This window comes from Paenibacillus sanguinis 2301083 = DSM 16941, assembly GCF_000374825.1.
Taxonomy (GTDB): domain Bacteria; phylum Bacillota; class Bacilli; order Paenibacillales; family Paenibacillaceae; genus Fontibacillus; species Fontibacillus sanguinis.
Window position 1 is genome coordinate 48152 of the sequence record NZ_KB895390.1, and the last position, 26904, is coordinate 75055.

The 26904-nt window shown below is 45.3% G+C and carries 14 protein-coding genes; all 14 read left to right on the top strand.

The features are described from left to right. The first annotated feature begins 4 nt into the window (after positions 1 to 4). Entirely contained in the window at positions 5 to 3661 is a 3657-nt protein-coding gene (locus C557_RS24260) for a non-ribosomal peptide synthetase (RefSeq protein ID WP_018753419.1), read from the top strand. Beyond that, the gene (locus tag C557_RS23800; protein ID WP_018753420.1) at positions 3654 to 9569 is read left to right on the top strand and encodes a type I polyketide synthase; all 5916 of its coding nucleotides are present in this window, start codon (positions 3654 to 3656) and stop codon (positions 9567 to 9569) included. Before C557_RS24260 ends, C557_RS23800 begins: the two co-directional genes overlap by 8 nt. A gap of 31 nt (positions 9570 to 9600) precedes the next feature. After that, positions 9601 to 11376, top strand: a complete 1776-nt coding sequence (locus C557_RS23805; protein ID WP_018753421.1) for an ABC transporter ATP-binding protein — start codon at positions 9601 to 9603, stop codon at positions 11374 to 11376. Beyond that, complete coding sequence (locus C557_RS0118820) at positions 11369 to 13114, top strand: ABC transporter ATP-binding protein (protein ID WP_018753422.1); 1746 nt, start codon at positions 11369 to 11371, stop codon at positions 13112 to 13114. Before C557_RS23805 ends, C557_RS0118820 begins: the two co-directional genes overlap by 8 nt. Before the next feature lie 28 nt (positions 13115 to 13142). Continuing rightward, complete coding sequence (locus C557_RS0118825; RefSeq protein ID WP_018753423.1) at positions 13143 to 17618, top strand: non-ribosomal peptide synthetase; 4476 nt, start codon at positions 13143 to 13145, stop codon at positions 17616 to 17618. Between the two features lie 115 nt (positions 17619 to 17733). Then, entirely contained in the window at positions 17734 to 17997 is a 264-nt protein-coding gene (locus tag C557_RS0118830) for a phosphopantetheine-binding protein (RefSeq protein ID WP_018753424.1), read from the top strand. A gap of 144 nt (positions 17998 to 18141) precedes the next feature. Beyond that, positions 18142 to 18978 carry a class I SAM-dependent methyltransferase gene (locus C557_RS25290; protein ID WP_018753425.1) on the top strand — a complete coding sequence of 279 codons (837 nt, stop codon included), beginning with the start codon at positions 18142 to 18144 and terminating at the stop codon, positions 18976 to 18978. Positions 18979 to 19037: 59 nt separating this feature from the next. Next, on the top strand, positions 19038 to 20810 hold the full coding sequence (gene abc-f / locus C557_RS0118840) for a ribosomal protection-like ABC-F family protein (protein ID WP_240472985.1): 1773 nt from the start codon (positions 19038 to 19040) through the stop codon (positions 20808 to 20810). Beyond that, the gene (locus tag C557_RS0118845; RefSeq protein ID WP_018753427.1) at positions 20807 to 21778 is read left to right on the top strand and encodes a serine hydrolase domain-containing protein; all 972 of its coding nucleotides are present in this window, start codon (positions 20807 to 20809) and stop codon (positions 21776 to 21778) included. Before abc-f ends, C557_RS0118845 begins: the two co-directional genes overlap by 4 nt. A gap of 78 nt (positions 21779 to 21856) precedes the next feature. Beyond that, entirely contained in the window at positions 21857 to 22579 is a 723-nt protein-coding gene (locus tag C557_RS0118850; RefSeq protein WP_018753428.1) for a 4'-phosphopantetheinyl transferase family protein, read from the top strand. Positions 22580 to 23337: 758 nt separating this feature from the next. Next, the gene (locus C557_RS0118855) at positions 23338 to 24090 is read left to right on the top strand and encodes a radical SAM protein (RefSeq protein ID WP_018753429.1); all 753 of its coding nucleotides are present in this window, start codon (positions 23338 to 23340) and stop codon (positions 24088 to 24090) included. A 568-nt stretch (positions 24091 to 24658) separates the two neighbouring features. Then, positions 24659 to 25402 carry a PHP domain-containing protein gene (locus tag C557_RS24265; RefSeq protein WP_018753430.1) on the top strand — a complete coding sequence of 248 codons (744 nt, stop codon included), beginning with the start codon at positions 24659 to 24661 and terminating at the stop codon, positions 25400 to 25402. Positions 25403 to 26082: 680 nt separating this feature from the next. Continuing rightward, the gene (locus tag C557_RS0118865) at positions 26083 to 26520 is read left to right on the top strand and encodes a hypothetical protein (protein ID WP_240472984.1); all 438 of its coding nucleotides are present in this window, start codon (positions 26083 to 26085) and stop codon (positions 26518 to 26520) included. Positions 26521 to 26788: 268 nt separating this feature from the next. Continuing rightward, a partial coding sequence (locus tag C557_RS24580; RefSeq protein WP_018753432.1) for a transposase occupies positions 26789 to 26904 on the top strand: 116 nt, incomplete at its 3' end.

Sequence of the window (26904 nt, forward strand, 5' to 3'; positions counted from 1 at the left end):
GCACATGTCCGACCATGTTTTGTCCGGTGAACTTGTATTGGCTGCCAACCAACACACTCGTGAAGAAGTGTATTGGATCGAAAAATTATCGGGGGAAGTCGCAGCTGCGGCTTTCCCAACCGACCATAACGCTTTCCAGAACGGAGATCAAACTAGATGTCTGCGTTTTGAGTTGACCGGATCGCTGTACGAAAAGGTCTCTGTGCTTTCCAAAGGGTCTGATCACACTTTGCATATCATTTTGGCCGCAGCTTTGAATTTGTTGCTAGCGAAGTACACCGGCGAGCGGGACCTTGTTGTCGGTACTCCAATTTACCGTCCTGAGACGGACGGTCAGTTCCTGAACACGGCCTTGCCACTTCGAACACGAATCGATACGGGGAATTCGTTCCGCGATCTGCTCCTGCAGGTGCGCTCAACGATGCTCGAAGCCGTCGAGCATCAGGAATATCCGATGGAAGTCCTGCTCACAAAATTGAATTGCCCGCATTTGTATGAGGTCTCACTGGTGATGGAAAACATCCAATTGCCACAACATCTTGATCGTTTGCCGGCAGTGCTGAATTTCGTGTTTATACATCGTAACGGTGTTGTAGAGGCGACGGTGGAGTACAATAACAGCCGCTATCAAGAGGAAAGTATCGAGCGTATCATTAGCCACTTCATCACGTTGCTGGAAAAAGTGCTTGGCGATATGAACGCAGACCTCGCCACTATTTCGTTGTTAAGTCAAGCGGAAGAGGAGGCTCTGGTAGTTGCTTACAACGCGAAAACAACCGAGTATCCTGCAGACAAGACTGTTGCTCAACTCTTTGAGCAACAAGTGGAAAATAATTATGAAAATCTAGCAGTAGTGGCGGGTGATGTCTCGCTGACCTACCGAGAATTGAATGCCAATGCCAACCGTCTTGCTCGCGTGTTGCAAAGTCGCGGTGTCAGTGCGGACTCGCTTGTCGCACTGATCGTTGAGAACTCTGCAGATACCATTGTGGGCATGCTGGCTGTATTAAAAGCAGGCGGTGCTTATGTGCCTATTGATCCAGACAACCCAATTGAACGAAAAAAATTCTTGCTCGAAGATAGCCAAGCGGTCGTTATCTTAACACAACAGCATTTGCTGACAACTCAAGCAGAACTGTTTGAAGGTGTCGAATCGGAGCGTGTGTTGCTGATTGATGACCTCGATGTGTATGCGGAGCAAGACGAGACCAACCTTGCACCTGTCGCAGGACCATCGAACCTTGCGTACGTTATTTATACTTCGGGCACCACAGGTAAACCAAAAGGGGTGTTGATCGAGAATAAGGGAGCAGTCAACTACGTAATGTTTGCTGCGAAACATTACGTTCAAGGGGAAAAGGTTGATTTTCCACTGTTCACATCCATCGCCTTTGATCTCACTGTTACTTCCATCTTCACTCCGCTCCTGACCGGCAATGCTGTTATTGTCTACCAAGATGAACACAAAGAACGACTCTTGGAGCGAGTCTTGGAAGATAATCGTGTAGGTGTTGTGAAAGCAACACCTTCTCATTTGAAGTTAATTAAGCACCGTGATTGGTCGAACTCCTCCGTAAAGAGACTGGTTGTGGGCGGAGAAGACCTCAAAGCTGACCTCGCCCGCGAAGTGATCGTGGCTTTTGGCGGGAACATTAAAATCTATAACGAGTACGGTCCTACCGAGACGGTCGTCGGTTGTATGATTCACCGCTTTGACGAGTCATCGGATACACGTGATTCCGTGCCGATCGGTGTTCCTGCTGACAACACGGACATTTTTCTGCTCGATGCGGATCGAAATCCCGTGCCAGTGGGTGTAGTTGGCGAGATATTCATCGGTGGTGATGGCGTGGCGCGTGGCTACCGCAACCGTCCTGAATTGACGGCAGAACGGTTTGTTACTCTACCTCAAGGACGCGTCTACAGGTCGGGCGATCTCGCCAGGTTCTTGCCGTCTGGGCAACTAGAATATTTGGGCCGAGCAGACAACCAAGTTAAAATTAACGGTTACCGTATTGAACTCGGTGAAATTGAGACTCAGCTTCTACATCTGCATGAAAGGTACATACCTAAAGACTCAGTTTTTCACGATATTACGCAATACGCACAACCGGAAGGGGTGACCTATTGCACACGTTGCGTGTTGCCCTCTAACTATCCAAAGATTACGTTTGACGACCATGGTGTCTGCTCCGCTTGCCGAGACTATGAAACGTATCAACCACATACGGAAAAGTATTTCAAGACGATGGACGACTTCCGCGAACTCGTCGATGCAAATAAAGGTACCGATTATGATGTTCTGTTGCTCTTCTCGGGTGGCAAGGATTCCACCTATGTCCTATACCGCTTGGTGAACATGGGATATAAGGTGCTCACGTTTACCTTCGACAACGGTTTTATTTCCGAAGGTGCCTTTACCAACATCAAAAACATCACGAAGCGACTCGGTGTCGATCACCGCGTCCTAACGGCGGGCCAGATGAAATCAGTCTTCGTGAAGTCGCTGAAGACGTTTAGCAACGTTTGTAACGGCTGTTGGAATGCGATCAACGGACTTGGGGCTCAACTTGCTGAAGAAACCGGATGCAAAGTTATCATCTCCGGCTTATCGCGTGGTCAAATTTTTGACATGCGTCTATGGGGACTATTCCAACTCGGCATCTTTGACGAGCAGGAGATCGAAGAGAAACTGCTGTTGTTTCGCAAGGGCTTCCATACCCGGGACAACATCTTCTCTAAGACACTCAATGTGGAATTAGATGGAAATTTTGTGGAATCGTTGTACTTCGTGGACTTCTTTCGTTATGACAATACACCGACTCACCAGATTCGTGAGTATCTGTATGAACAAGGTTGGGTGCCGCCGAAGGACACAGGATTTTGCTCGTCCAACTGTCGTATCAATGATATCGGCATATATGTCCATCTGATGAATGAGGGTTATCACAACTACGCAGCCCCATCGTCTTGGGATATCCGATTTGGCATCATTACCCGAGAAGAAGGTTTGCAGGAAATCACTTACAAAGGTGAAGCCAACCATGTTGAGCGTGTACTAAAGGATATCGGCTACTTCCAAGCACCGAAGATCGAAGACGTCGTTGTGGTGCCAATCCGTGAAGGCAGTGGGCAGGAAAAACTCTGTGCTTACATTGTCGCTAAAGATGAACTCGAAGCGGATTGGCTTCGCGTGACGTTAGCATTAGAGTTGCCATCGTATATGGTGCCAACCTACTTTGTGCAACTGCCCAGCCTACCACTGACAGCCAATGGTAAAGTAGACATCAAAGCACTACCAATCCCAGTCGTGACAGGTACAGCAAAGGTCGAGTATGTCACACCTTCCAACGATGTAGAAGTCGAAATCCGGAAGATCTGGGCCACCGTACTTAGCATAGATGAGGAGAAAATCGGAGTAAACGATCGCTTTTTCGACTTGGGTGGCGATTCATACAACATGGTTCAAGTGAACATCCGAGTCAATGAGATGTTCTCCAAAGCAATTCCTGTCCTAACGATGTACAATTACCCGACGATTCATTCGCTTGCGGAGTATCTACGTTTGGAAGAAGGGATTAAGGTACGGGAACTGTCGGATGAACAGTTGGATATGTTGGACGTTTCATTAAGTTTGTTTGGGGAGGTACACCATGACTAAGAAGGTTGAACCCGCTCGTACTGGTCTTGAGATCGCCGTTATCGGTATGGCTTGCCGTTTTCCGGGTGCTTCTGACTTGGCAGGGTTTTGGAACAACTTAAAAAACGGAGTTGAATCGATCACATTTTTCTCTGAAGAAGAATTGCTCGCGGCGGGCGTAGACGAGTCGTTGGTCAAACACCCCGATTACGTCCCCGCCAAGGGAGTTCTCGAACGCGCGGATTGGTTCGACAACCAATTTTTCGAATACTCACCACGCGAGGCTGCCCTTTTGGATCCACAGATTCGCATTTTTCATGAAGTCGCTTGGGAAGCGATTGAACATGCTGGATATAACCCAGACTTGGAGGGAGCGATCGGCCTCTACTCGGGAGCTTCCCCGAATGTCTTTTGGCAAATAACGGCATCAATGAACGGCATGGAGTCAAGCACCGAGCAGTTTGCGGTTGGACAGTTGGCCAACCGCGACTATCTGAATACGCGGGTCTCCTACAAACTCAATTTGCAGGGGCCTAGTGTTTCTGTGAATACGGCTTGTTCGACATCGCTTGCGGCCATTCACATGGCATCCCGGGCGCTGCTTACAGGGGAATGCCGTATCGCTTTGGCTGGTGGGGTTTCCATTAGCACGCCGCAGAAGGATGGATATCTATACACGGAAGGCATGATTTTGTCTCCAGATGGACATTGCCGCCCGTTTGATGCAGCGGCTCAAGGGTCGGTCCCTGGTGAGGGGGTAGGCGTTGTCATGCTGAAGCCATTGAAGGCTGCTTTGGCTGATGGAGATACGATCTATGCGGTTATCAAAGGGTCGGCTTCAAACAATGACGGTGTTCGCAAGGTTGGGTATACGGCCCCAAGTATTGAGGGACAGGCAGAAGTCATCCGTGCTTCGCACCGGATTGCTCGCGTTGAACCTGAAACGATCTCCTACATTGAAGCACATGGTACGGGGACTGTGATGGGTGATCCGATCGAATTGGAGGCGTTAAAAGTTGCATTTGGGACGAAAGCACGACCTGGTATTAAAATTGGTTCGGTTAAATCGAACATCGGGCATCTAGATGCGGCTGCAGGGGTGGCAGGTTTTATTAAAACGGTCCTATCATTGCAACATGGTTATCTGCCGCCGAGCCTACATTTTGAAAAACAGAATCCACGTACAGACCTGGCGAAAGGTACGTTTGTTGTAAACGCTCGGTTGAACGAGTGGAAAGAGGAGAGTGAACCGCTTCGGGCTGGGGTCAGTTCGTTTGGTATCGGCGGGACGAACGTGCATGTAATCTTAGAACAAGCACCACAAGTCGAGAGCGCCCCTTCTCAACGTTCTCAGCAGATCCTGATACTGTCCGCGATGACACCTAGGGCGTTGGAGAAGCAAACGGAGAACCTACTGAACTTTTTCAAACACAACTCGCAGGTATCACTTGCGGATATCGCCTACACGCTGAAAGTTGGGCGTCGGGAGATGAAGCATCGTCGTAGCTTGGTTGTATCGTCTGTAGAAGAAGCCGTGCGCGAGTTGGAATCGCTGGTCAATCCAAGTAAACAAAGCGCCCGTGCTCATTTGGCAGTTTCTCAAGATCGGCGTCCCTTGTACTTCTTGTTCCCAGGTCAAGGATCTCAGTACATACAAATGGGACGCGAACTTTACGAACAGGAACCTATTTTCCGAGATCATCTAAATGAGTGTTTAGATAAGTTACAAGTGCTGACGGGTGAAACCTTCGCCTGCATTCTCTATCCAGTGAAAGAGGAGACGGAAGTTTCAAAAAGCCTGCTTAGCCAGACGCAGTATGCACAACCGTTGATTTTTGCCTTCGAATACAGCCTCGCCAAGTTGCTAATGTACTGGGGATTGCAGCCATCGGCGATGATAGGATATAGCTTAGGGGAATATGCGGCAGCTTGTCTCGCAGGCGTCTTTTCCCTGGACGACGCGCTCAAACTGATCATTACGCGTGGGAAACTGATGCAATCTGTGCCATCGGGTTCGATGTTAAGCGTGCCAATGAGGGAGCAGGAACTGCAACCGTTGTTGACCCCGGATGTGTCTCTGGCGGTGGACAACGGAAATTCGTGTATTGTTGCAGGTTCTATACAGGCAATCGAGGCATTCGAAACGAAAATGAGAGACCGTCGCTTGCTGTGCATGCGGGTCAATTCCCCACTAGCTGGACATTCTCTATTGATGGATGGCATTTTGGGAGAATTCGAAAAAGTCGTGCGTAGCGTGACTTTCCACAAACCGCAATTACCTTATATCTCGGACATCAGCAGCGGGTGGATCACGGTTGAAGAAGCGACGTCGGTTGAGTATTGGGTACGTCATATTCGCGACACGGTACGGTTTGCCGATGGTGTAGAGGAATTGTTGAAACAGCCAAACGCGCTGTTTATCGAGGTAGGTCCAGGTCGAGATCTATCCGTGTTGACTCGTCGTTTCCTCAAGCCAGATTCAACGCAACAAGTTTTCGATCTTATACGGATTCCAGCGCGAGAGGTGTCGGATCACTTCTACTTTTTGTACAAAGTTGCGGGTCTCTGGGCGCATGGCGTCAAATTAAATTGGAAGGCGTTCTACAATGGCGAAAGACGGATTCGGATCGCACTTCCAACCTACCCATTTGAACAACGACATTTTCCAGCAAACGTTCCTCACCCAACCCAAGTACTGCAAGCCACACGCATGGGTCTGAACGGAGAGGATGCAACGGCAGTGGAGACAGGCAAAAAGCCAGTCCGCTATCATATCCCATCTTGGAAACGCTCCCTACAGGGTGCAGTTGATATAACGCCGGCTACATGGTGGTTCTTTGAAGATGATTTGGGATTCGGGGATCGCCTAATCACAGCTTTGAGAGCGGAAGGTCATCATGTCGTACGTATTCGATCTGGAGTAACGTTTCAACGTGAATCCAATACGTTCACCCTCAACCCAGAGCAAAGTGTTCAGTATGAGCAGTTGGTGGCGGACTTGAAAGCAGACGGTCTGCTTCCGAATCGTATTGTACACCTCTGGAACTATGATCGACCGGATGAAATCGAACCGAGTGTCAGGCGAATGGAAAGTCTGCTGGCCCGTGGTTTTTACAGTTTGCTCTACTTGACACAAGCGCTTGGCAAGTATCGCGTGGAAACGCCAATCACTCTGTCGGTAATCAGCAGCTTCATGCAAGACGTGCAAGGCGGTGATCTCTGCGATCCGGAAAAGGCAACTTTGCTGGGTCCAGTCAAGGTAATTCCACTTGAATACTCGAATATAAACTGTATATCCATCGATCTCCGTGTCCCAGAAACCCAAGAACAGGAAGCGAAGCAAATTCATCAAATTCTCGACGAAGTGAGGTCTGAAGGTACGGACCAAATCGTCGCCTATCGCGGGGGGTACCGTCTGGTACAGACTTTTGAAGAGGTACACGTGGGAAAAGGCTCAACTTCTTTACCACCTGTACGAGAAAATGGTGTCTACCTAATTACCGGCGGATTGGGTGACATGGGTTTAGCTTTTGCGGAGGTACTGGCGAGCGCTGCTCCCGTTAAGCTCATCTTGATCGGGCGTTCAGCTCCAAGTGTTGAAAAACAAGAATCCCTGCGACAATTGGAGTCGAAGGGGAGTGAGGTGCTCGTTCTGCAAGCCGATTTAACGGATAAAGCACAACTACAAACGGCGATCGAACAAGTACGAGCCCGTTTCACGACCCTGCATGGTGTTATTCATGCAGCCGGTCTTGCCGATGGTGCGATGATCCAGCGAAGGACCGTTGAAAATACCGAAAACATTCTCGCTCCGAAAATTCGTGGGACCTTGTTGCTGAATGAAGTGTTGAGTGGAATGGAACCGGACTTTTTCCTGCTGTGCTCCTCGATGGCTTCTGTCCAAGGTGGGTTCGGACAAGTAGCCTATACTGGTGCCAACGCTTTCCTCGACGCATTTGCACATTATAAGACTGCTCGTGAGAATGGCGTGACACTCTCCGTAAACTGGGATCGTTGGCGTAGTATCGGGATTGCACGAAACGTTGAAGAGTTGCATCGCCGATTAACAGGTGAAGTACTCGAGGGAGGCATTACCCGTGTAGAAGGTCAGAAGGCGTTCGCTAAGTTGCTTGAAACCACGGTCGCTCAGATTGCTGTAGCCATTGAAAGACCACAGCTTCAAGTGCCCAAGGGAGAACTCTCGGACGATATCTTGCAAGCAGGTGTGACAATTGCAGCAGATATTCACGCCCGCCCAGACTTGAGCACAGAGTACGTGGCACCTGCTGATGAAGTCGAGCAACGATTGTCTTGTCTTTGGCAGCAATTCTTCGGCTTGGATCGTATCGGAAGACTGGATGATTTTCTAGAACTTGGCGGTGATTCGCTTAAAGCAATCATTGTAATCTCAAAAATCCAAAAAGAGTTTGGTGTGCGACTACCGATTGCAGGCTTTTTTGAATCCTCATCTCTGGCTGGGGTCTCAGAGCGCATTAAGGAATCGATAGAATATCAACAGGTGGGTCATACGAATGAAACGACCAAGGAGTCTGTGTGTGCGGGCAACGAGCTCGACACATCGCTGATCACATTTGAGGAAAGTACGATAGAACGTTTGGTTAGCGGAGATACCAACATTCGAGGGATTTATCCTTTGACTCCGATGCAACAAGTGATTTTGACGCATAATCTGTTCTCAGCAGGTACCGGTTTGGACACGGGCATGTTCGCTTGCCGAGTAGTTGGAGAACTACACATCGACCAGTTCCGTGAGGCATGGCAATGGGCAATGAACCGTCATTCCATTTTGCGTACCACGTTCCGTTGGCGTCGTCTTGAATACCCTGTTCAATTGGTATATGAAAATGCGGAACTACCGTGGACAGAATATGATTGGACGGAGCTAACTAGAGAAGAACAAACCTCGGCTTATAAGGAGTTTGTAGACTCCGAATGTAAGAGAGGATTTAAAGTGAGTAATTTCCCGTTAATGCGAATTCATATGATCAAGGTTGACAGTGCTTATCACTTCGTATGGAGTTTCCAAAACTCACTTATTGACGGGTGGGCTATTTCTTTAGTCTTTAAAGAAGTGCTTAGCTATTACCAATCAAAGGTAAGGGCTGATAGTAGGGAGGGAAATATCTCCTTGCCTCCTGCACCACCTTTCTCCTCATATATCCGTTGGCTTCATGAGCAAGATTCGGAGCTCGCGAGCGACTACTGGAAAAGATGTTTCAGTGGATACACACCGACTCTCAAGGAACTTGGTACGGCAGAGCAGCAGACACAGCAAACCGTCTCTCCGGCAAAGCGTGAACTCCTGCTCACAGAAGAGGAGACTAACCAACTGAACATTCGAGCGAAAGAACTTGGTCTGACCCTTAGCACGATTGCCATCGGAGCTTGGGCGCTCTGCCAAGCCGAGCAATCCGACACTGACGATGTGCTAGTCAGTCTGATTACTTCAGGACGTACGGCGAATCTCGAAGGACTCGACGTGATGGTTGGATTATTCACGAATTCCTTGCCTGTTCGTATCCAAGTCAGAGGCGAAAGGGACCTGAATCAGCAGTTCAAGTGCCTACAGGACCAACTGGTAGAAATGATGAAATACGAGCATGTAAGTCCACATCAGATTGCCAAATGGACAGGTGTACCTTACAACGTGCTACAACAAGCGGTCTATGAACGAACGCTTGTATATCTAAACTACCCCGTGGACATCTCGCAGGAGTTATCGGGTGGAGATCTCACCTTTTCTGACCTGCTGTCCATAGGTCAATTGAACGTACCATTAAGAATGTATGCTCAGCCAGGTGAGCGTTTTATTTTGACGCTTACTTACGATAAAGCAAGATACGAAGTGCAACAAATTCAAATCTTGCTTGAACGGATGCGACACTTCCTAGTCAACTCGATCGTCTAACACCTATTTTGAAAGGAGTCGATCCGAATTCATGACTCAAAACAATAAGAGTTCTACATTACGAAAAACGATCAGTGGCATATACCAATTCATCCACCCCTATAAGGGATGGGTGATCGCGGCCTTTACCGCCTCCGTTATTGCTGCGATGTGTGATCTTGCTGGTGTCTACCTGATCAAGCAAATGATTGATAATGCTCTAGCAAGTGAAACACAGCGACTTTCTATAATCGTTGTTCTCGTTGTGATCATGGTATTGGCAGGATTTGGTGCTAACTATATTCTTACATATGCTACTGGTCGATTTGGGACAAAAGCGGTGGGGGATATGCGTAATGCCCTCGCTGCACGATTGGGCGAACTTCCAGTGTCTGATGTCGAAAGCGAACGCTCAGGTGACCTTGTTTCACGCGTTACCAATGACGCTAGCGCTATTCAATCGTTTATCTCCCAGCGCTTTACCAATCTCATTTATGCACCGATCATCGTTGTGATCGCCCTCATTTATTTGGGAAGCTTGAACTGGAAATTGACCTTGGTTAGCTTTGCAGCTACACCAATCATGATGTATATCGCCAACCTGATCTCGAAGCCGATTCAAGAGCAGTCTTCGAACTACTACGGGGCGCTTGCAGAAGCGAATTCTGTAGCGCAAGAAGCTATTGCGGGCAATTCCGTCACGAAGGCATATAATTTGCAAAAACCGATGTATGCAAAGGTGGAAGGTTTCTATTACAAAGCGATGCGCAATGGCTTCAAGATTGCCAAGCAAGAATCACTGATGCGTCCGTCAGTCGTTATGATGTATGAATTGCCAATTGTGCTTTGTACGATCTATGGCGGTTATCTGGCTGTTAGCGAGTTGTTAGGGGCTGGAGCATTGGTAGCCTTCTTGCAAATGTTGCGTATGCTTGTCAATCAAACAATTCAGATTCCTGATCTGTTAGCCAACACTCGTTCGGTCGCCGGTGCTGTTGCACGGATCACTGACATTCTGGAAGCACCGACTGAGCGTACAGATGGTCGTGTCTTTCCCCCAGTAGAAAAAAATCTGGTGCTGGTTGAGGATGTTAGTTTCGGTTACGAAAAGGACAAGAACATCATCTCTGGAGTCTCTTTTACATTGACCAAAGGCAAAACAGTTGCCCTAGTTGGTTCTTCCGGTAGTGGCAAATCCACCATCTTGAACTTATTGCTCAGTTTCCATGAGCCACAAAAGGGGACGATTCGTGTTCACGGTCACGATTTAAAGGAGTGGAATTTGAAAGCCTTGCGTGATCAGTTTGCTGTCGTTACACAGGACACGTTCTTGTTCCCAGGTACAATTGAGGACAACATCCGTTTGGGTAACCCCAATGCGGATTTTAATCAAATTGTGGAGGCTTCGAAAATTGCAGGAGCCTACTCTTTTATTCAAGATCTCCCAGAAGGGTTTCAAACTCAAGTTGGTGAGCGCGGTACTGTTCTGTCGGGTGGTCAGAAACAGCGTATTTCCATTGCGCGAGTTGCGTTGAAAAAAGCCAGCATTCTTTTGCTCGATGAAGCAACTTCTGCACTTGATAACGAATCCGAAGCCCAAGTCCAGCAAGCGCTTGAGGTGTTTTCGAAGGATCATGCAACGCTGGTCATCGCCCACCGCCTCTCCACAATTAAGATGGCAGACGAGATTCTCATGCTTGACCATGGGCGAATTGCTGAGCGTGGTACACATCAAGAATTGATGGAGCAAGACGGACTCTACCGCCAGTACTACCTGAGACAATCGAATGATATTCTGGCGAATGAGGAGGATTTGAAGTATGTTTAAAAATTGGAACTTCCCAGAATTCTTCCGTATGATGTCACTGATGCAACGTCAACTCTGGACTTATTTAATCACTTTGTTTCTGATTGCGGGAATCTACTCGGCACACATGATTCTCTTAGCCTTCATCAATGAACGATTATTAAATGGTGCAATTAGCGGTGACGAAAAATTGCTAACTTCGGCCATTGTGCTTACTATTATCGTCTTGATGCTCGCTTGTATTACCAGTCCGATCGCCATGTACCTGTTTGACTTAGCCGTTCATCGTGCTCTGACTCATCTAAAACTTCGTCTGTTTAAAAAAATTCAAGAACTTCCAGTTTCGTACTTGGAGAAGCGTCACAGTGGAGACCTCATGTCTACGGTTACCAACGACGTAAACAGCGTAGAACAAGCTTATCGTTATTACCTGTATCTTCTAGTTGAAGCATTCTTATATGGGACGGGTTCGACCATCGCGATGTTCATACTCGATTGGAGACTATCGATGCTGATGGTTATACTGGGTATTGCCTCGGCTTATGTCACCACAAAATACGCAGGACCACTTCGTGAAATCGGCGACAAAGTGCAGGCATCGATGTCTGATATGACTGTGCAATGGGTGGACATGTTAGGTGGATTCCGTCTATTGAAATTGTTTAAAATCTCTGGTTTTGTGCTGGAACGCTTTGGGCAAAAGAACGAAGCGATCGTAGCACATAATATTGAGAAAATTCGATTGGACAGTCAACTTAAGGGTATCAACTACCTGCTTAGTATCTTTAGCTTGATCGGTGTCTTCGTCGTCGGGTCGTTCATGGCTACGAGTGGACAGATCGACTTCGGGACGGTTATGGGTATCGTTACGTTGCAAAATGGCGTTGCGTTTCTCTTTTTGAACTTCGGTAACTTCTTCACCAACTTGCAAGGATCACTGGCTGGTTCTAAGCGCATCTATGACATCCTCGATGCCGAATCAGAACCAGAACGTTACAACGTTCCTGGTACTGGTGACGGAGACGAAATGATTGCTTTGAGAGGACTCAACTTCTCATACGACGGTCACAAAAAGGTTTTGGAAGGGCTCATATTTGACGTCCGACCAGGTCAAGTGGCGGCTCTCGTTGGTCCATCTGGCAGTGGTAAATCGACATTGATCAAGCTGTTACTAGGCTTCTATAAACCAACAGTTGGAAACCTGTCAATTAATGGACGACCACTCTCTGACTATACGTTGGAAGAGTTGCGCGAACAGATCGCATACGTACAACAGGAGGCATTCCTGTTTGAAGGTACGATCAAAGAAAATATTGCCCACGGGCGTCCAGGTGCCACACATGACGACGTTGTTCGTGCAGCGAAACTTGCGAATGCTCACGAATTTATCTCGGGTATGTCTGACGGATATGAAACCCGTGTGGGGGAGCGCGGTATTCGTCTCTCAGGTGGACAACGCCAGCGTATCGCCATCGCCCGCGCCATTTTGCGCGACGCCCCGATTTTATTGCTTGACGAGGCTACCTCCGCCCTTGATACAGCTTCGGAACAACTCGTCCAAGAAGCGCTTCAGACCCTGATGAAGGGACGCACCACCGTAGCCATTGCTCACCGTCTAAAGACGATTGAACACGCCGACGTCATCTTTGTTGTCGAGAAGGGCAAGATCGTAGAAAAAGGTACCCACCAAGAGTTGTTGAAGCAACAAGGTGTCTACAACCGTTTACACAACATGCAGTTCGCTGAATCTTTGAAGTAACGATAACCGAAGGGAGAGACATGCCCTTATGATACTCACCGCACAGACCTATTACCCACTGACTCATGCCCAGAAGCGCATTTGGTACATCGAAAACCTGTATCCGGACACTTCTCTAAACATTATCGGCGGACTAATTCGCATCAACGGAAATGTAAATCTGGACTTGTTGGAGGAGGCTATCCAACGCTTCATTGAGAACAATGAAGGAATAAGACTCCAGTTACATCAAGAGGGGAACGAAGTACAGCAGTATGTGCAACTTTATGTAAAAAAATCGTTGAGACGCTTCGATTTTTCTGATGCATCCGACCCACACTTCGCGGCAGATGTTTGGGTGCAGGAGGAACTTCAAAAGCCTTTCCCCCTCTATGAACATCCATTATTCGATTTCGCGTTGATAACTGTTCATGAAACGGAACACGCTTATTATTTGAAGTTTCATCATCTGATCGCTGACGGTTGGTCGATATATTTACTTAGCGAACAGGTCGCGAACATCTATAGTCGACTTTCTGCCGGAGAGTCAGTCGATGTAGAAGAGAAGCCTAGCTATCTCGATTACGTCGCCAAAGAACAACAGTATTTGCAATCCAATCGTTTTGAGAAAGACCGCCTGTTCTGGTATGAAGCATTTACAGACCTTCCGGAAACTTCATTTAAAAAAAATTCGTCTTTTCCTACGGGGCGCCGAAAACGATTTCACCTAAGCAGGGAGATGGCTGAACGGGTACGGAACTGGGCAGAAGAGCACAAATTTTCGCTCAATACGTTTTTTGTCTCCTTACTGTTCCTCCATTTGCACAAGAGCACACAACAGGATGATCTGATCCTTGGAACACCGGTTGTGAATCGATCCGGTGTCAGAGAAAAGAATATCTTCGGCATGTTTACTAGCACCATGCCGATCCGATTACAAGTCGATCCAGATGAGAGCCTTCGGGCTATGATGAAGCGAGTGGGGGCTGTACTCACTCGTTCCTATTTTCATCAACGCTATCCTTATGATTTGCTTGTTCAAGACTTGGAGTTGTCAAAGAAGGGGTCTCATGGGTTATTTCAGCTTTCGGTTAATTACTACAACACGCTTATGGATCATGAGTTTTCGGAAGGGAAGCTTATGCATGATGAGTTCTATAGCGGTAATCAGTACTATCCGTTGCAAGTCGTAATCAAGGAATGGCATGGAGAACTAGAATTACAGTTTGACTACAAAACAGACGAGCATACCGAAGAAGACATTGAGATGCTCTATGACCGTCTGTGTCATTTGATTAAAGTGATCACGGACAATGGCGACGCTCGAATTAAAAATTTGTCTCTTCTCACGGATAGGGAGTACTTTCGTGAAATATATGAACGCAACGATACGAGCATTGATTATCCGAAGCGCCCAGTTCATCAGCTCATCGAAGAGCAAGTAGCCCGAACACCAAACAAAAAGGCGGTTTCCTTTGATGATCATGCGCTGACCTACGCTGAACTTAATGTGAAGGCGAATCGTCTTGCACACTATCTGCGAAAACAAGGCGTGACACGAAATAGTTTGGTTGGTGTCCATCTCGGGCATTCTCTTGAGATGATTATCGCGCTTCTAGGGATTCTCAAAACGGGCGGGACCTATGTCCCGATTGACCCAAGCTACCCAGCCAACCGAATCCAGCATATTTTGGATGACAGCGGAGTACATGTAGTTCTTACGGATCGTACTTTTTCACCGGGAGTTTCCTACACGGGGCAACTTCTTGAACTTAGTGTATCTCTTGCGGAGGAGACGACCAATCCGGAACTGGTGAACGAACTTTCTGATGCGGCCTATGTTATTTATACCTCCGGATCAACTGGTCTCCCTAAGGGAGCAGTTATCGAGCATCGTGGACTTGTAAACTACGTCTGGTGGGCGCAAGCAACGTATCTGCCAGACGAAGATGATGTGATCGCCTTGTACTCGTCCCTATCGTTTGATTTGACCGTAACGTCGATCTTTCCACCACTAGTTGCAGGTCGCGAAGTGGTGATTTATGCAGAAAACGGCAGGGAATTCATTCTTGATCGTATTTTGAAAGAGCGGCGGGTTACCGTGGTCAAAGCTACACCTGCGCATCTCGCTTTGCTCCGATGGCGGGACTCCCTCAAAGGCTCGGTTCGCCGTTGGATTATTGGTGGGGAAAACCTGAAAACGGAGGTAGCTCGCGAGATTATTGAGAACTCTGGAGGAAATGTTACGCTCTTCAACGAATACGGTCCGACAGAAACAGTTGTTGGTTGCATGATTCATCGTTACGACGCAACTCTGGACACAGGGGCTTCGGTCCCAATCGGATACCCAATCTCCAACACGCAGATCTATTTGTTAGATAACGATGGACAGCCAGTTCCGATTGGAACAGCTGGAGAGTTATACATTTCGGGCGACGGTGTGGCACGCGGTTATCTGAACCAACCGGAACTGACAGCTGAGCGTTTTCTACCAAATCCATTTTTACCAGAACGTCGTTTATACAAGACGGGGGACCTCGCGATTCGTATGAAATCTGGTCAGGTCACCTATTTGGGGCGACTGGACTATCAAGTGAAAATTCGTGGTTACCGAATTGAACTGGGTGAGGTCGAGCACCGTTTGCTACAACATAGATCTGTTTCGGATGCCGTTGTTTTGGATTACACGGATGCAAATGGAACAAAGCATCTCGTCGCCTATTTGGTTGCGTTCGAGGAGGTTTTGAGTGCATTTGAGCTACGTAAGCATCTAACTGAGACAATGCCTGATTATATGGTGCCGGCGTATTTCGTGCTTCTCGAATATCTACCACTGACTGCGAACGGTAAAGTTGACCGCTCTGCATTGCCTGATCCAATTGAAACGGCCATCAGCGATGAACAGTCTACACTGCTGGATGAGACTGTCGAAGAGATCGTAATACAAGCGATTCGTGACGTCTTAGGGATTAAAACGGTGACTGCAATCGATAACTTTTATCAGTTGGGTGGAGATTCTGTAAAGGCGATTCAAGTCGTCAATAAACTTAGTAAAGCTAACATCCAGATACAAACAAAGGATGTACTCACGTATCCGGTGATCCGTGAACTGGCGATTGTTGCTACAAATAGTTCTCACTCGTTGTACCCGCAGACTCTTGCAAGCGGAACGCTTACTCCGACGCCAATTATGTCTTGGTTCTTCTCACAAGAATTCGAAAACCCACATCACTGGAATCAATCAATCCTGTTGGAGCTAAAGCAACATATTACACCAGAACAACTTCGGCAGTCGATCAAAAAACTGATTCAACATCATGATTCACTGCGTTTGTTCTATGACGAAGAGAAGCAAGCGTTAACCTATCTAGAAGGGGAAATGCCGGAGGAATTGCTTATGGAAACCCACGATTTGTCATCTCTCAGGTCCCCGAAGCTTTACGACAATCTCCGTAAAGTTGCACAGGCATGCAAAGCTTCGATCCGTTTGACGAAAGGGCCACTCTTGCGTTCCGCCTTGTTCGACCTAGGCTCTCCAGGACAGCGCATGCTCCTTACGGCCCATCATCTTGTTGTGGATGCAGTCTCATGGCAGATCTTGTTGGAAGACCTTGCTACTTTGTTAGATGGAAAAAATCTTCTGCCAATGAAAACACACTCGTTGCAGCAATGGGCCGAAGGGTTGATGAAATACAGCGAAACGGCCGCTCGTAAAGAAGAAAAGATGTGGATGTTCAATGAGGGGGTAAAAGCAGACGAACTTGATTTTCCCCCAGAAATGGACGGAGGGAATTCGTTGGCCGATTGTGAGACTATTACTCGAACTTTTACCCCCGAGGAGACAGAGGCTTTACAGATTCGGGCTCACGAAGCATTCCAAACACAGGCACAGGATTTGCTGATTGCAGCGCTTGTAAGAACGATTCACATACACAGCAATCGAGACCTTGTTCGACTCGAATTGGAAGGGCATGGCCGTGACCCAATCGTCGAGGGGGTGGATGTGACTCGAACAGTAGGCTGGTTCACGACAATGTTCCCTGTCGCCATTCCTGTGCACCGAAGTGATTGGGAACAACAGATCCGTACTGTAAAAACCGAACTACGTAATATTCCGTTGAAAGGAGCAGGGTATGGTGCACTAGTCTACATGGCGAAACGACTTCCGGTTCGTTTACAACGTGGAGTCCGCTTCAATTATCTAGGCGAGATCGACAATCAACTAAGTAGTCTGCCATTCACATTCGCAAGTGAGGAGCACGGTGCGGACATATGCCCGACCAATCATACAACTGCGTTACTGGACCTGCTAGCGTTTATTCAGGGCAAAAGTCTAACTATTACCGTTACGTACAGTCGTCAACGCTTCCATCAAGCTACGATCGAATCGTTCATGGATCATTTCGCTGAACATTTGCGTGAGGCCATCGGCTTCTGTTGTGGAAAAGAAGGAACGATGTTTGACGTGAGTGATTTTGATACGATCTCATTAAGTGACGATCAGTTGGATGATTTGTTAAATTAAAATGGATTTTATTATTTTTCCTAAAAATTCCTTACTTTAGAGCGGTAGAGATTATACTATTTATATAGTAGTTTAACACCAAATTCGAGAATATTTTTATAGGAGGTATTTAATCATGATAAACACAATCGTTATTGCAGAACAAATAAAAGAAATTATGAAATGTGAATTGGAGTTAGGAGAGCAAATCGATGAACTTCAAATTGAAGATTATCTAACTAGCATTGGTCTCAACTCAGTTAGCTTCATCAAGTTGGTCGTCGCGATCGAAAATCAATTCGATTTCGAATTCGAAGATGAGGACTTGAACTATGAAGTCTTCCAAACGCTACAAGATATTGCAAATTACATAGAAAAACGCAATAAATTAAGCGACTAAAAAGCGAGGGGAAACAATGCAGAAACGAATTTCTTTCATCTGTTAGCTTGTCCAAAATGCCATAAAGGGCTTACGATTGAAGCCGATAACTTGATCTGTGAGCCATGCAGTCTCAAATATCTCATTCGTACTGAAGTGCCGATCATGTTAATGGAAGAGTCCATTGACATAAAAGGCTTAACTATTCTTAACGATGTTCGTGATGCTGATAAAGAAGAGATTAAAAAGCACATTACAACGGTTGCAGAATCGCTTGATATTAACAACGTGACGCGATTTGTTACATTTCTGAACTGGGGTTATAAAGTGACAGACAATGAGCAATTTGCTCAATACGAAGTAAATGATACCATGCTGAATAAAAACCCGCACAAGCTTCTGTTCGAGATAGTTGGACTAGTCGATCTTAAGGATAAGATAGTTCTCGACGTTGGTTGTGGACGTGGCGGCAACTTGGCTGGTGTTAACAAAGATTATAAAGCTCATTCATGTGTGGGACTCGACCTCACCGAAGCATCTGTGCAGTTTGACCATGTTCGTCATATAGCCAACAATATGTTCTTCCTTGTCGGCGATGCGGAGGACCTTCCGTTCAAGAACGAAACATTCGATGCAGTGTTAAACTGCGAATCTTCGTACGGTTATCCTAACATTCATAAATTTTATTATGGTGTATACCGCGTGTTGAAGACAGGAGGCCACTTCATGTATGGAGACATGTTGCCAACCGATAAATGGCCAATGTACGAACAATACCTGATTTCGTTGGGCTTTGAGATCTTACGCAACCAGGACATCACTGAGAATATCCTAGCGTCCTGCGATGAAGTTGCTGAAAATCACTACTCGGTATACGGGATAATGGACCAAGGTTTTATGGAAGGCATGAAAGATTCACTTTCTTTACCGGGGTCTGGAATTTACAATGATATGAAGTCTGGTGTGCAGCAGTTCCGCGTCATCAATGTAATTAAAAAATAAGACGGTGGATTGGTGTGCGGAAGTTTTCCGTAACACCTTGTGCCACTTTTAAGGAAAGGGTGGTACCATTGACAATCCTTAGAGTTCGTAACCTTCATAAAAGTTTCGGAGAGCGCGCGATTCTATCGGGTGTATCCTTAGAGATCGGAGCACGAGACCGTATTGGATTAGTTGGGGTTAACGGGGCAGGTAAGACTACACTTGCCAACATTCTGTCCGGGAATCTTCCGTCAGACGACGGTAGCATAATGCACATGAAAAAGGACCTCAAAATTGGCTACCTGCTCCAATCTTGTTCCTATACGGCAAATAGTTTTCAGTCGATGTTGTTTGACGGCTATAAGGCTGAACAGGTAGATGAGTTCCTTGAAGTGACAAGTTTTATTGGTCTCAACAAAGTGAAAGAATGGCAGGAGGATCGGTTTGATGGATTGAGTGGCGGAGAGCGTACCAAACTGGCGCTCGCTAATATATGGATCAGTCATCCCGATATCCTAATTTTAGACGAGCCGACTAACCATCTTGATTTTCAAGGGGTCGAGTGGCTGACGAAAGGGATGGAAACGTTCCCGGGCACGATCTTGGTGATCTCGCATGATCGTTACTTCCTTGACAAGACGGTCAATCGAATTATCGAACTTGATAACGGTAAACTCAAGTCTTATGAGGGCAACTACACGTTCTATCGTGAGGAGAAGGAGCGTCAGTACCAATCTCAATTGCACCTCTATCAGACACAAAAGAAACAAATAGAAAAAGTCCAAGAGGAAATAACCCAACTTAGAACCTGGACGGCGGCAGGACACAGACTTGCAGGTAAACAAGGTACTCTTTCTGAGAATCGACAAATCGGTTTGCGTGAACATGAACGTGCTAAGGTAAAGAAACTTGACAAACAGGTGAAAAACAAGATCAAACGTCTGGAACGCATGGAAACGGAAGGGGTAGAAAAGCCAAAGCAAGAACAAAAAGTTTTGTTCGACTTTGGCGACGCTTCCAAGCGAGGTAAGCGTCTCGCTGAAGCGCAGGGGTTAGGGAAGAAATACGGGGACCGATGGCTCTTCAGGAACACTAATTTTTCCATCCAGCGCGGAAATCGCATCGGGTTAATCGGTCCGAATGGCTGTGGAAAGACCACCCTTCTCCGAATGCTGCTCGACCAAGAAGGCTGGACGGAAGGGAAACTATGGATCAGCCCGACAGCTGAGGTTATCTATCTCTCGCAGGATGTAAGTGATTTGCCAGAAGAATCGACGGGTTTAAATCTGATCTCCCATTTTCAAGGAGAGTCTCAATCCAAGGCGCGAATCCTCATGCACAACATGGGATTTGACGAGGCAAAGCTTTCTCGGAAAATCGAGAAGTGGAGTTTAGGGGAACGCACCCGATTTAAGTTTGGTCGCATGATCTTAGCAGAACACAACTTTCTGATCCTCGACGAGCCGACTAACCACCTTGACCTGCAAAGCCGTGAGCAACTGGAGAATACTCTAGCTGATTACAATGGGACGATGTTGATCGTTTCCCATGATCGCTATATGTTGGAAAAGTTGTGCGACCAGCTGTTGGTGTTTGAAAAGGGAAAGTTCAAAATGGTACCAGGTACCTTTAGCGAATACATGAATCGCCAATTGAATGAAGGAAATCTACCAGATGAGAAAATGCTCTCGAAAAATAGTCAGGCGGAAGAGGAGCAACTACTTGTCATCGAAACTCGCTTGTCCTTCGTACTAGGTGAACTTAATAAGCACGTGGTTGGCTCCCCTGCCTATAACGAACTCGACAATGAATTCAAACAGTTGATCCGCCAAAAACGGGAGATCCTAAAATGAACATTTTATCCCGAGCATGCGTGAATGCTCTTAATGAATCTGGTACACCAGGGGCTGCCATGGCAGTCCTAGAAACAGAAACGGATATTGAACGGTATACTTTCGGCTTACTTCGTAAAATGGGCGATGCAACGGTGAGTACTAAAACCCTTTTCCAGGTGGCCTCCTTGTCTAAGCCAGTGACAGCGTGGGGGGTGATGAAACTCGTGGAAACAGGTCGTCTTTATCTCGAAGATACCGTGTACGAAGGACTCACAGTTCGGCACCTCCTCTCACATACGGGGGGACTGGCAGCTGTCCACGATTTTGGCATTCACCCCTATGAAAGAAGTGGTGATCTATTGACTAGTGTTCGATTCGCACATCCTGTGGGCGAATTCTGGTATACCAATGCTGGATATAGTCTTTTGCAAATACTGATCGAGAAAGTTTCGGGAAAAAGCTTTGCTGACTACATGTATGAAGAGATTCTTAAACCGCTCGGGATGATAAACAGCTCATTCCACTTGGGGTACGAAGAGTCGGTAGAGGACGTTGCAACAGGGCACGACTATTTTGGGCAACAATTACCGGTCCTCTGGCATACTCAACAGGCTGCGGCAGGGTTGTACACAACGCTTGATGATCTGATCCGTTTCGCACAGGCGAATCTGAACGGTGGCGGCGGAGTGTTGCGGCCAGATATGGTTGCTCTGATGCACAATCGTGTTGAGCGTCCAATTCCTTACGGACTTGGATACCACATTCTGACGTTACCGAAAAGCACGCGTCTCATTTGGCATAGTGGGCACAATCGAGGGTTCCGGACATGGATTGGTTTCGTGCCGAAGCGCAAAAAAGCACTGGTGGTGTTAACGAATAGCGATTACGGACAATCGGTGATCGCAGAAGTCGTGCTGAGATGGCTCGAGTTGATGGTTGACAATGTTCCTGACAGTGCAAGGCAAATACTAGATCTGAGCCTATGAGTGGTAACCAACGATATCAGCAAGAGAGTCCAGGCTGCAACGGTAACACAATATAGTATTAGATTTGTAGGAGGGGGGATGGTTGCAGTCGAACAGAACATGTTTATTTACTGGGTAAAAATTCCGACGGGATTGTCATCGACACAAATTCAAGATCGTTTAGACTTGTTGGATGACGAAGAGCTTGCCATCTATGCTAGTTACAAAGTTGATTTTAAAAAAGTTGAATTTTTGGTTGGGAGATGCCTTGCCAAAATGGCTTTGGGTCAGTTATTACATGTACAACCTAGTGATATCTCCTTCTCCAAAAACGAGTTCGGGAAACTATTTGTGAAAAATCAGTCAGGACCGCCTTACTTTAACCTCTCACATACCGATGGGATGGTCGTATGTGCAGTGTCCGCCAGTGGTGAGATGGGGATTGACGTAGAAAAAACTCTTAATGATTATTTCGACCTAATGAAGTACGTTTATGTTCCGGAGGAAATTGACTGGGTGAATGCTAAATGTGACGTGAGTACAAAATTGTATGCTTTCTATCAGCTTTGGACTCGTAAGGAAGCGGTTATGAAGGCAGTCGGGAAAGGCTTCTCCCTGCCACCACTCTCGTTCTCAATCCCGTTCCACGAAGAACAAGCGTGTGACCACGAATTTTATTACTATACGTTTGAGCCCATGACGGGATATTTGATCTCAGTTGCAACTAGACGACTTTCAGAACAACATCAAACATATGAAGTCCGTGAAGTACAATTTGCAGAACTCCTGGCTGGACAGGCAGAATTCATCAATCTCTTTTGATGACTATTGTATGAGAGAAGAAACCCTGGGTTTTCACTGTACTCATTTGTTAGATTGGTATTCCTGTTATTAATGACGAAATTTACGGCTTCGACACCGCAGATCAGTTCGCATGATCTGCTGAGAAAACGCGTAGCTCTAACAGGGATACCTTCCGCAAACAAATTGAATTAAAAGTCCCTTATTGAGGAATTTGGTATTGATGGGATTGCGTTGAGATAAAAGTACCACAATGCCAAACGTTATTGCTTTCAATACGACAAGCCGATAAGGAATCTGAAAGAAGCATTATCAATATATCTATGAGATCTTGTCATGGTAATGTGTAAAAGTAAACAAAGTAATAATTCCTAAGAAGGCCCCTTGGACTAATTGGGCACATCCGTCACTAAGAAAGAGTGGTGGATGTACCCGATGAAAAGAAGGTCTAGATGTTCTGGCGATATGATGTGAGAATTCTTAGTTGAAGTAATTTGGTTTGTCAAATCGATATGTCGGCCGAATTCAGAGCAGTTGGTCTCGTCATACCAGGACTAGGAAGAAGTAACGAGAACAAAATCAGCAAATGAAGGAAAACATTCTGCAGAAAGATATCTACGCCATAAAGCTATTGAGTAAGAAGGAAACTGGAAATTGAAATAGTGATAGAGTTAATAGGTTTATGTAAAATAATGGGTTTTGAAGTGATTAAGCTTGCCTATAAACGATGAATTATTTCAAAAGAATGATCCTAATTAAAAATTGAGAGGTTTATTAAAATGAATAAATTTATCCCAAATATTTATAGATTGGAAATTGATATTACTTACTTATGTACATTAAAATGCTTTAATTGCAATCGTGGAATTTCGGTTGCTCCTCACAATCGTGAACATAATATGACTGTTGATCAAATACAAAAATTTATCGAACAAAGTTTAGAGGCAAAACATCCTTGGGAAAGAATTAAACTTATTGGGGGGGAGCCCACTATCCATCCTCAATTCGACGAAATACTAGAATTACTGCATTCTTATAAAATTGAACATAACATAAATTTAGATCTTAGAGTAACATCTAACGGGACAACAAAATATACTCAACAAAAGCTAGACGAGATAAATCAAAGTTATCCTGATGTTATTGTTGAGAATTCGGGAAAAGTGGATAATTTTATTCCTGGATTTGCTCTAAGCCATGTGGCACCCTGTGATATGTATGCATATAAAAACCATAACTATAAAGGATGCTGGATTCCAGAAGAATGTGGAATTGGATTGAATTTCTCTGGCTTTTATCCATGTTCGATAGGTGGTTCTATAGCCAGAATATTTGATTTAGATTTTGCCATAAAAAATGTAAAAGATATTAATATTGAAATCCTAATGGGAATGTATAACTCACTATGCTCACTCTGTGGTATGTATCACAACATTAAAGTTGATGACGAAAATATTGAAACAATTATGTCACCGACTTGGCAAAAAAGGATTGACTCTATAGATAATCGATATATTTTATCTAAGTTTTAATACCCCAATTTTGAAAACCCAAAGGATGAGTATAAAAGCTGGAGCATCAACATATCAAACTATAGCTACCAGTGCCCTAAGGAGACGGAGCCCGCTAGGGTACTTGTTCCTCTCCCCACTGGAAACTACTTCATTTTCCTTGTGAAATTTTGGAGAGTTATTATTCCAACTGTCCACAAGGAGTCCCATCAGTTTCTAGATATAGCGGCTCGAGTGGAGTTCTTCACCAGCTTTTGGCAAGACTTTACGGCTATGCCGAATCAGTATTTCAACATGGAAGGATGAAGCCAGCAGGATTAGTCTTTGTGCAGTAAGCTGTGATGCGGTTAGCAGCCACCGAAGAAGCCCCCTCAACAGTGTGTCGCCGTGTAAGCGGGGAAAATCAAAAATAGTCCAAAGCCGCTATATAACAATAATGGAATATAATGAACGGTATGCAACGTATTTTATATTTTGTAAAGAGTGCTATTTTTGAAATTTAGACTTATTACTTAATGTGTTTGATAGTATCACTCGTAATTTAATTGTGGGTAAACAAGACAAATCTAGTTGGAGGGTTATAGACGCGATGATTGATTCACATGTAGATGCAAATATAATTAATGAGGAATTATTTTTTAAAGAAGTTTGTACAACTGCTATTAAACAAGGGGTGAAAGGGCTTACTTTCTGTCATACTTTAGAAGATAAAAATATTAATAAATCTAAGGAGTTTTTTATTAACTTTAATGAATCAAACAATTTTTTATATCAACAAAAATTAATGTATTATGGTGAGCTTAATTTTTTTAAAGGTATAGAATTAATATCTGATCTTTCAAATATTGAAGAATTTTTAAGAATTATCAATTTATATCAATTTGATTATATTAAAGTTTCAATTAATCCTATACATTTTAGTGATAGTGAAAAATTACAACGAGAAATTGAATCTTTGAGATTTTTGAAATATTTTAATAGTGTCTGTCAAGTTGAGCCTCTTGCTGATTGGATATACTCTGGAAAAAAATCTTTTCGAAGTTATAAAGTAGATTTGCTAGATGAATTGTTAAAAAAACTTATTAACAGTTATAAAAGTATAGAGTTAAATACTAATCTTTTAAGAAAAGAATCTTTGGGAGAAAATATATATTCACTATTAAAGCGTTACAGGAAGTTGGGAGGAAACTTGATTTGTTTAAGTTCTCGAACCAAAACTGTTGAGAAAGTTTGCTGCAATTTCGCTGTCTACAGAGAACTATTAGTTCAATTAGGATTTAAATATACTACTCATTATATAAACCTAACGCCTACTCACGATAGTCTGCGATAAATTCTTATTGAGATAACTAGTACCTCTACCCAGAAATGTAATTCGGTCAAGGTACAAGATGGCTGTCGACTCATTTACTTGGCATCAACTTTCTCCTCTTCGTTTGTAAAGCAGTTGGATTCATTCTGTGGCTTGACTTCCTCGATCTTGATGTTGTTGCATTACTCATTTTTTGCTCGAAAATAAGATCTTAATCATTCACCTCTTTTAAATTATATAGAACAGGTGGAAAAATCTATGCCAAACTAGATACATGCGTAAAGGTGTGGGGAAATTTCAACTTATACCCCATGGGGGTTCCAGAAAAATATAGAACCTTTTGTAAAAAGGTTGTACAGAAAGAGTCGCCTTACCGAAACGTGACCTTCCCCGTACAATAAGGTCAAGCGCGCGCCCATTCATGAATTTGAAGGGAGCAAAAATGATGGGGAAGCACGAAGTCGTTAATGCGGGGCAGTCTTTCAGGGAAGTCTCTCTCCCCGAAACGGATAAACCGAATTTGTCAGCACAAAGTCAATCAAACAAGCCTGAAAAGCGGAGTGGGATCGGTTATTCGCCGGCCTTTTACGCCCAATTGATGCGTCACGACTGGTATGGAAGAGTCCGTCACCGTATCCGGCAACGGGGGTGGGGGGAAAGAGTCGGTCGATACCGCTCACTCGCGTTGAAGGTTGTTTGTTTTGCCGGTTTGGAAGTCGCAGTTGGAGTCAATGCGGGAACAGTTGTCACGTATCCCGGGGCTTACGCAAAAATTCGATTTAGTCCCGGTCTACGGCAAAGGTCAGAAAAACGAAGCAATATTAAACGAGGTAATCCGCCGGCTACAATTGCAAAATGTAGAAATCCCTTTAATGGAACTGAAGATTAATGTGCTGAAAGCCGCGATTCACTCCTTGCAAGAGGAAGATCAGAAATTTGTGGAGGAGCGTTACATGCGCCGTCTGCCTTCCATGCTTGTTATGGAAAAGCTGGGCTTTACGCATCGCATGTACTATAAGCGGCGAAAACGATTGCTCAGTCACATTTACCGCTTTGTAGGAGGAGAGGCTTCCATTTTACTCGTGGATGATAAAGAAGCGAATTCGGATGCGGAATCATCGGACGATACTGAGGAATAGGGTCAATTGAAGGTCACAAAATGATCAGGAAAGGGACAAGACAAGGTCACGTAATCCTGTTAATCTGATAGTGTCAAAAAGGTGTGGACAGGTTCCCGGGCATCCCGGACGGCCTGTCTTTTTCATTTAGGCTTTAGCCAGTTGAGTACGCGAAGCGTGGGAAACAAAAAACCATCCGCTATGCGGGTGGAGGGATCGAGGGTTTGACCACCAAGACCATTCCGATAGAATTGAGATGTTCAGGCTCAATTGAAAGGAAAGGTCTTAGATGGCAAACAAGAACTATAGTCTAGCGCACACCAAATGGATGTGCAAATACCACATTGTATTCACCCCGAAGTATAGACGGAAAGAGATTTATAATCAAGTGAGGAAAGATCTAAT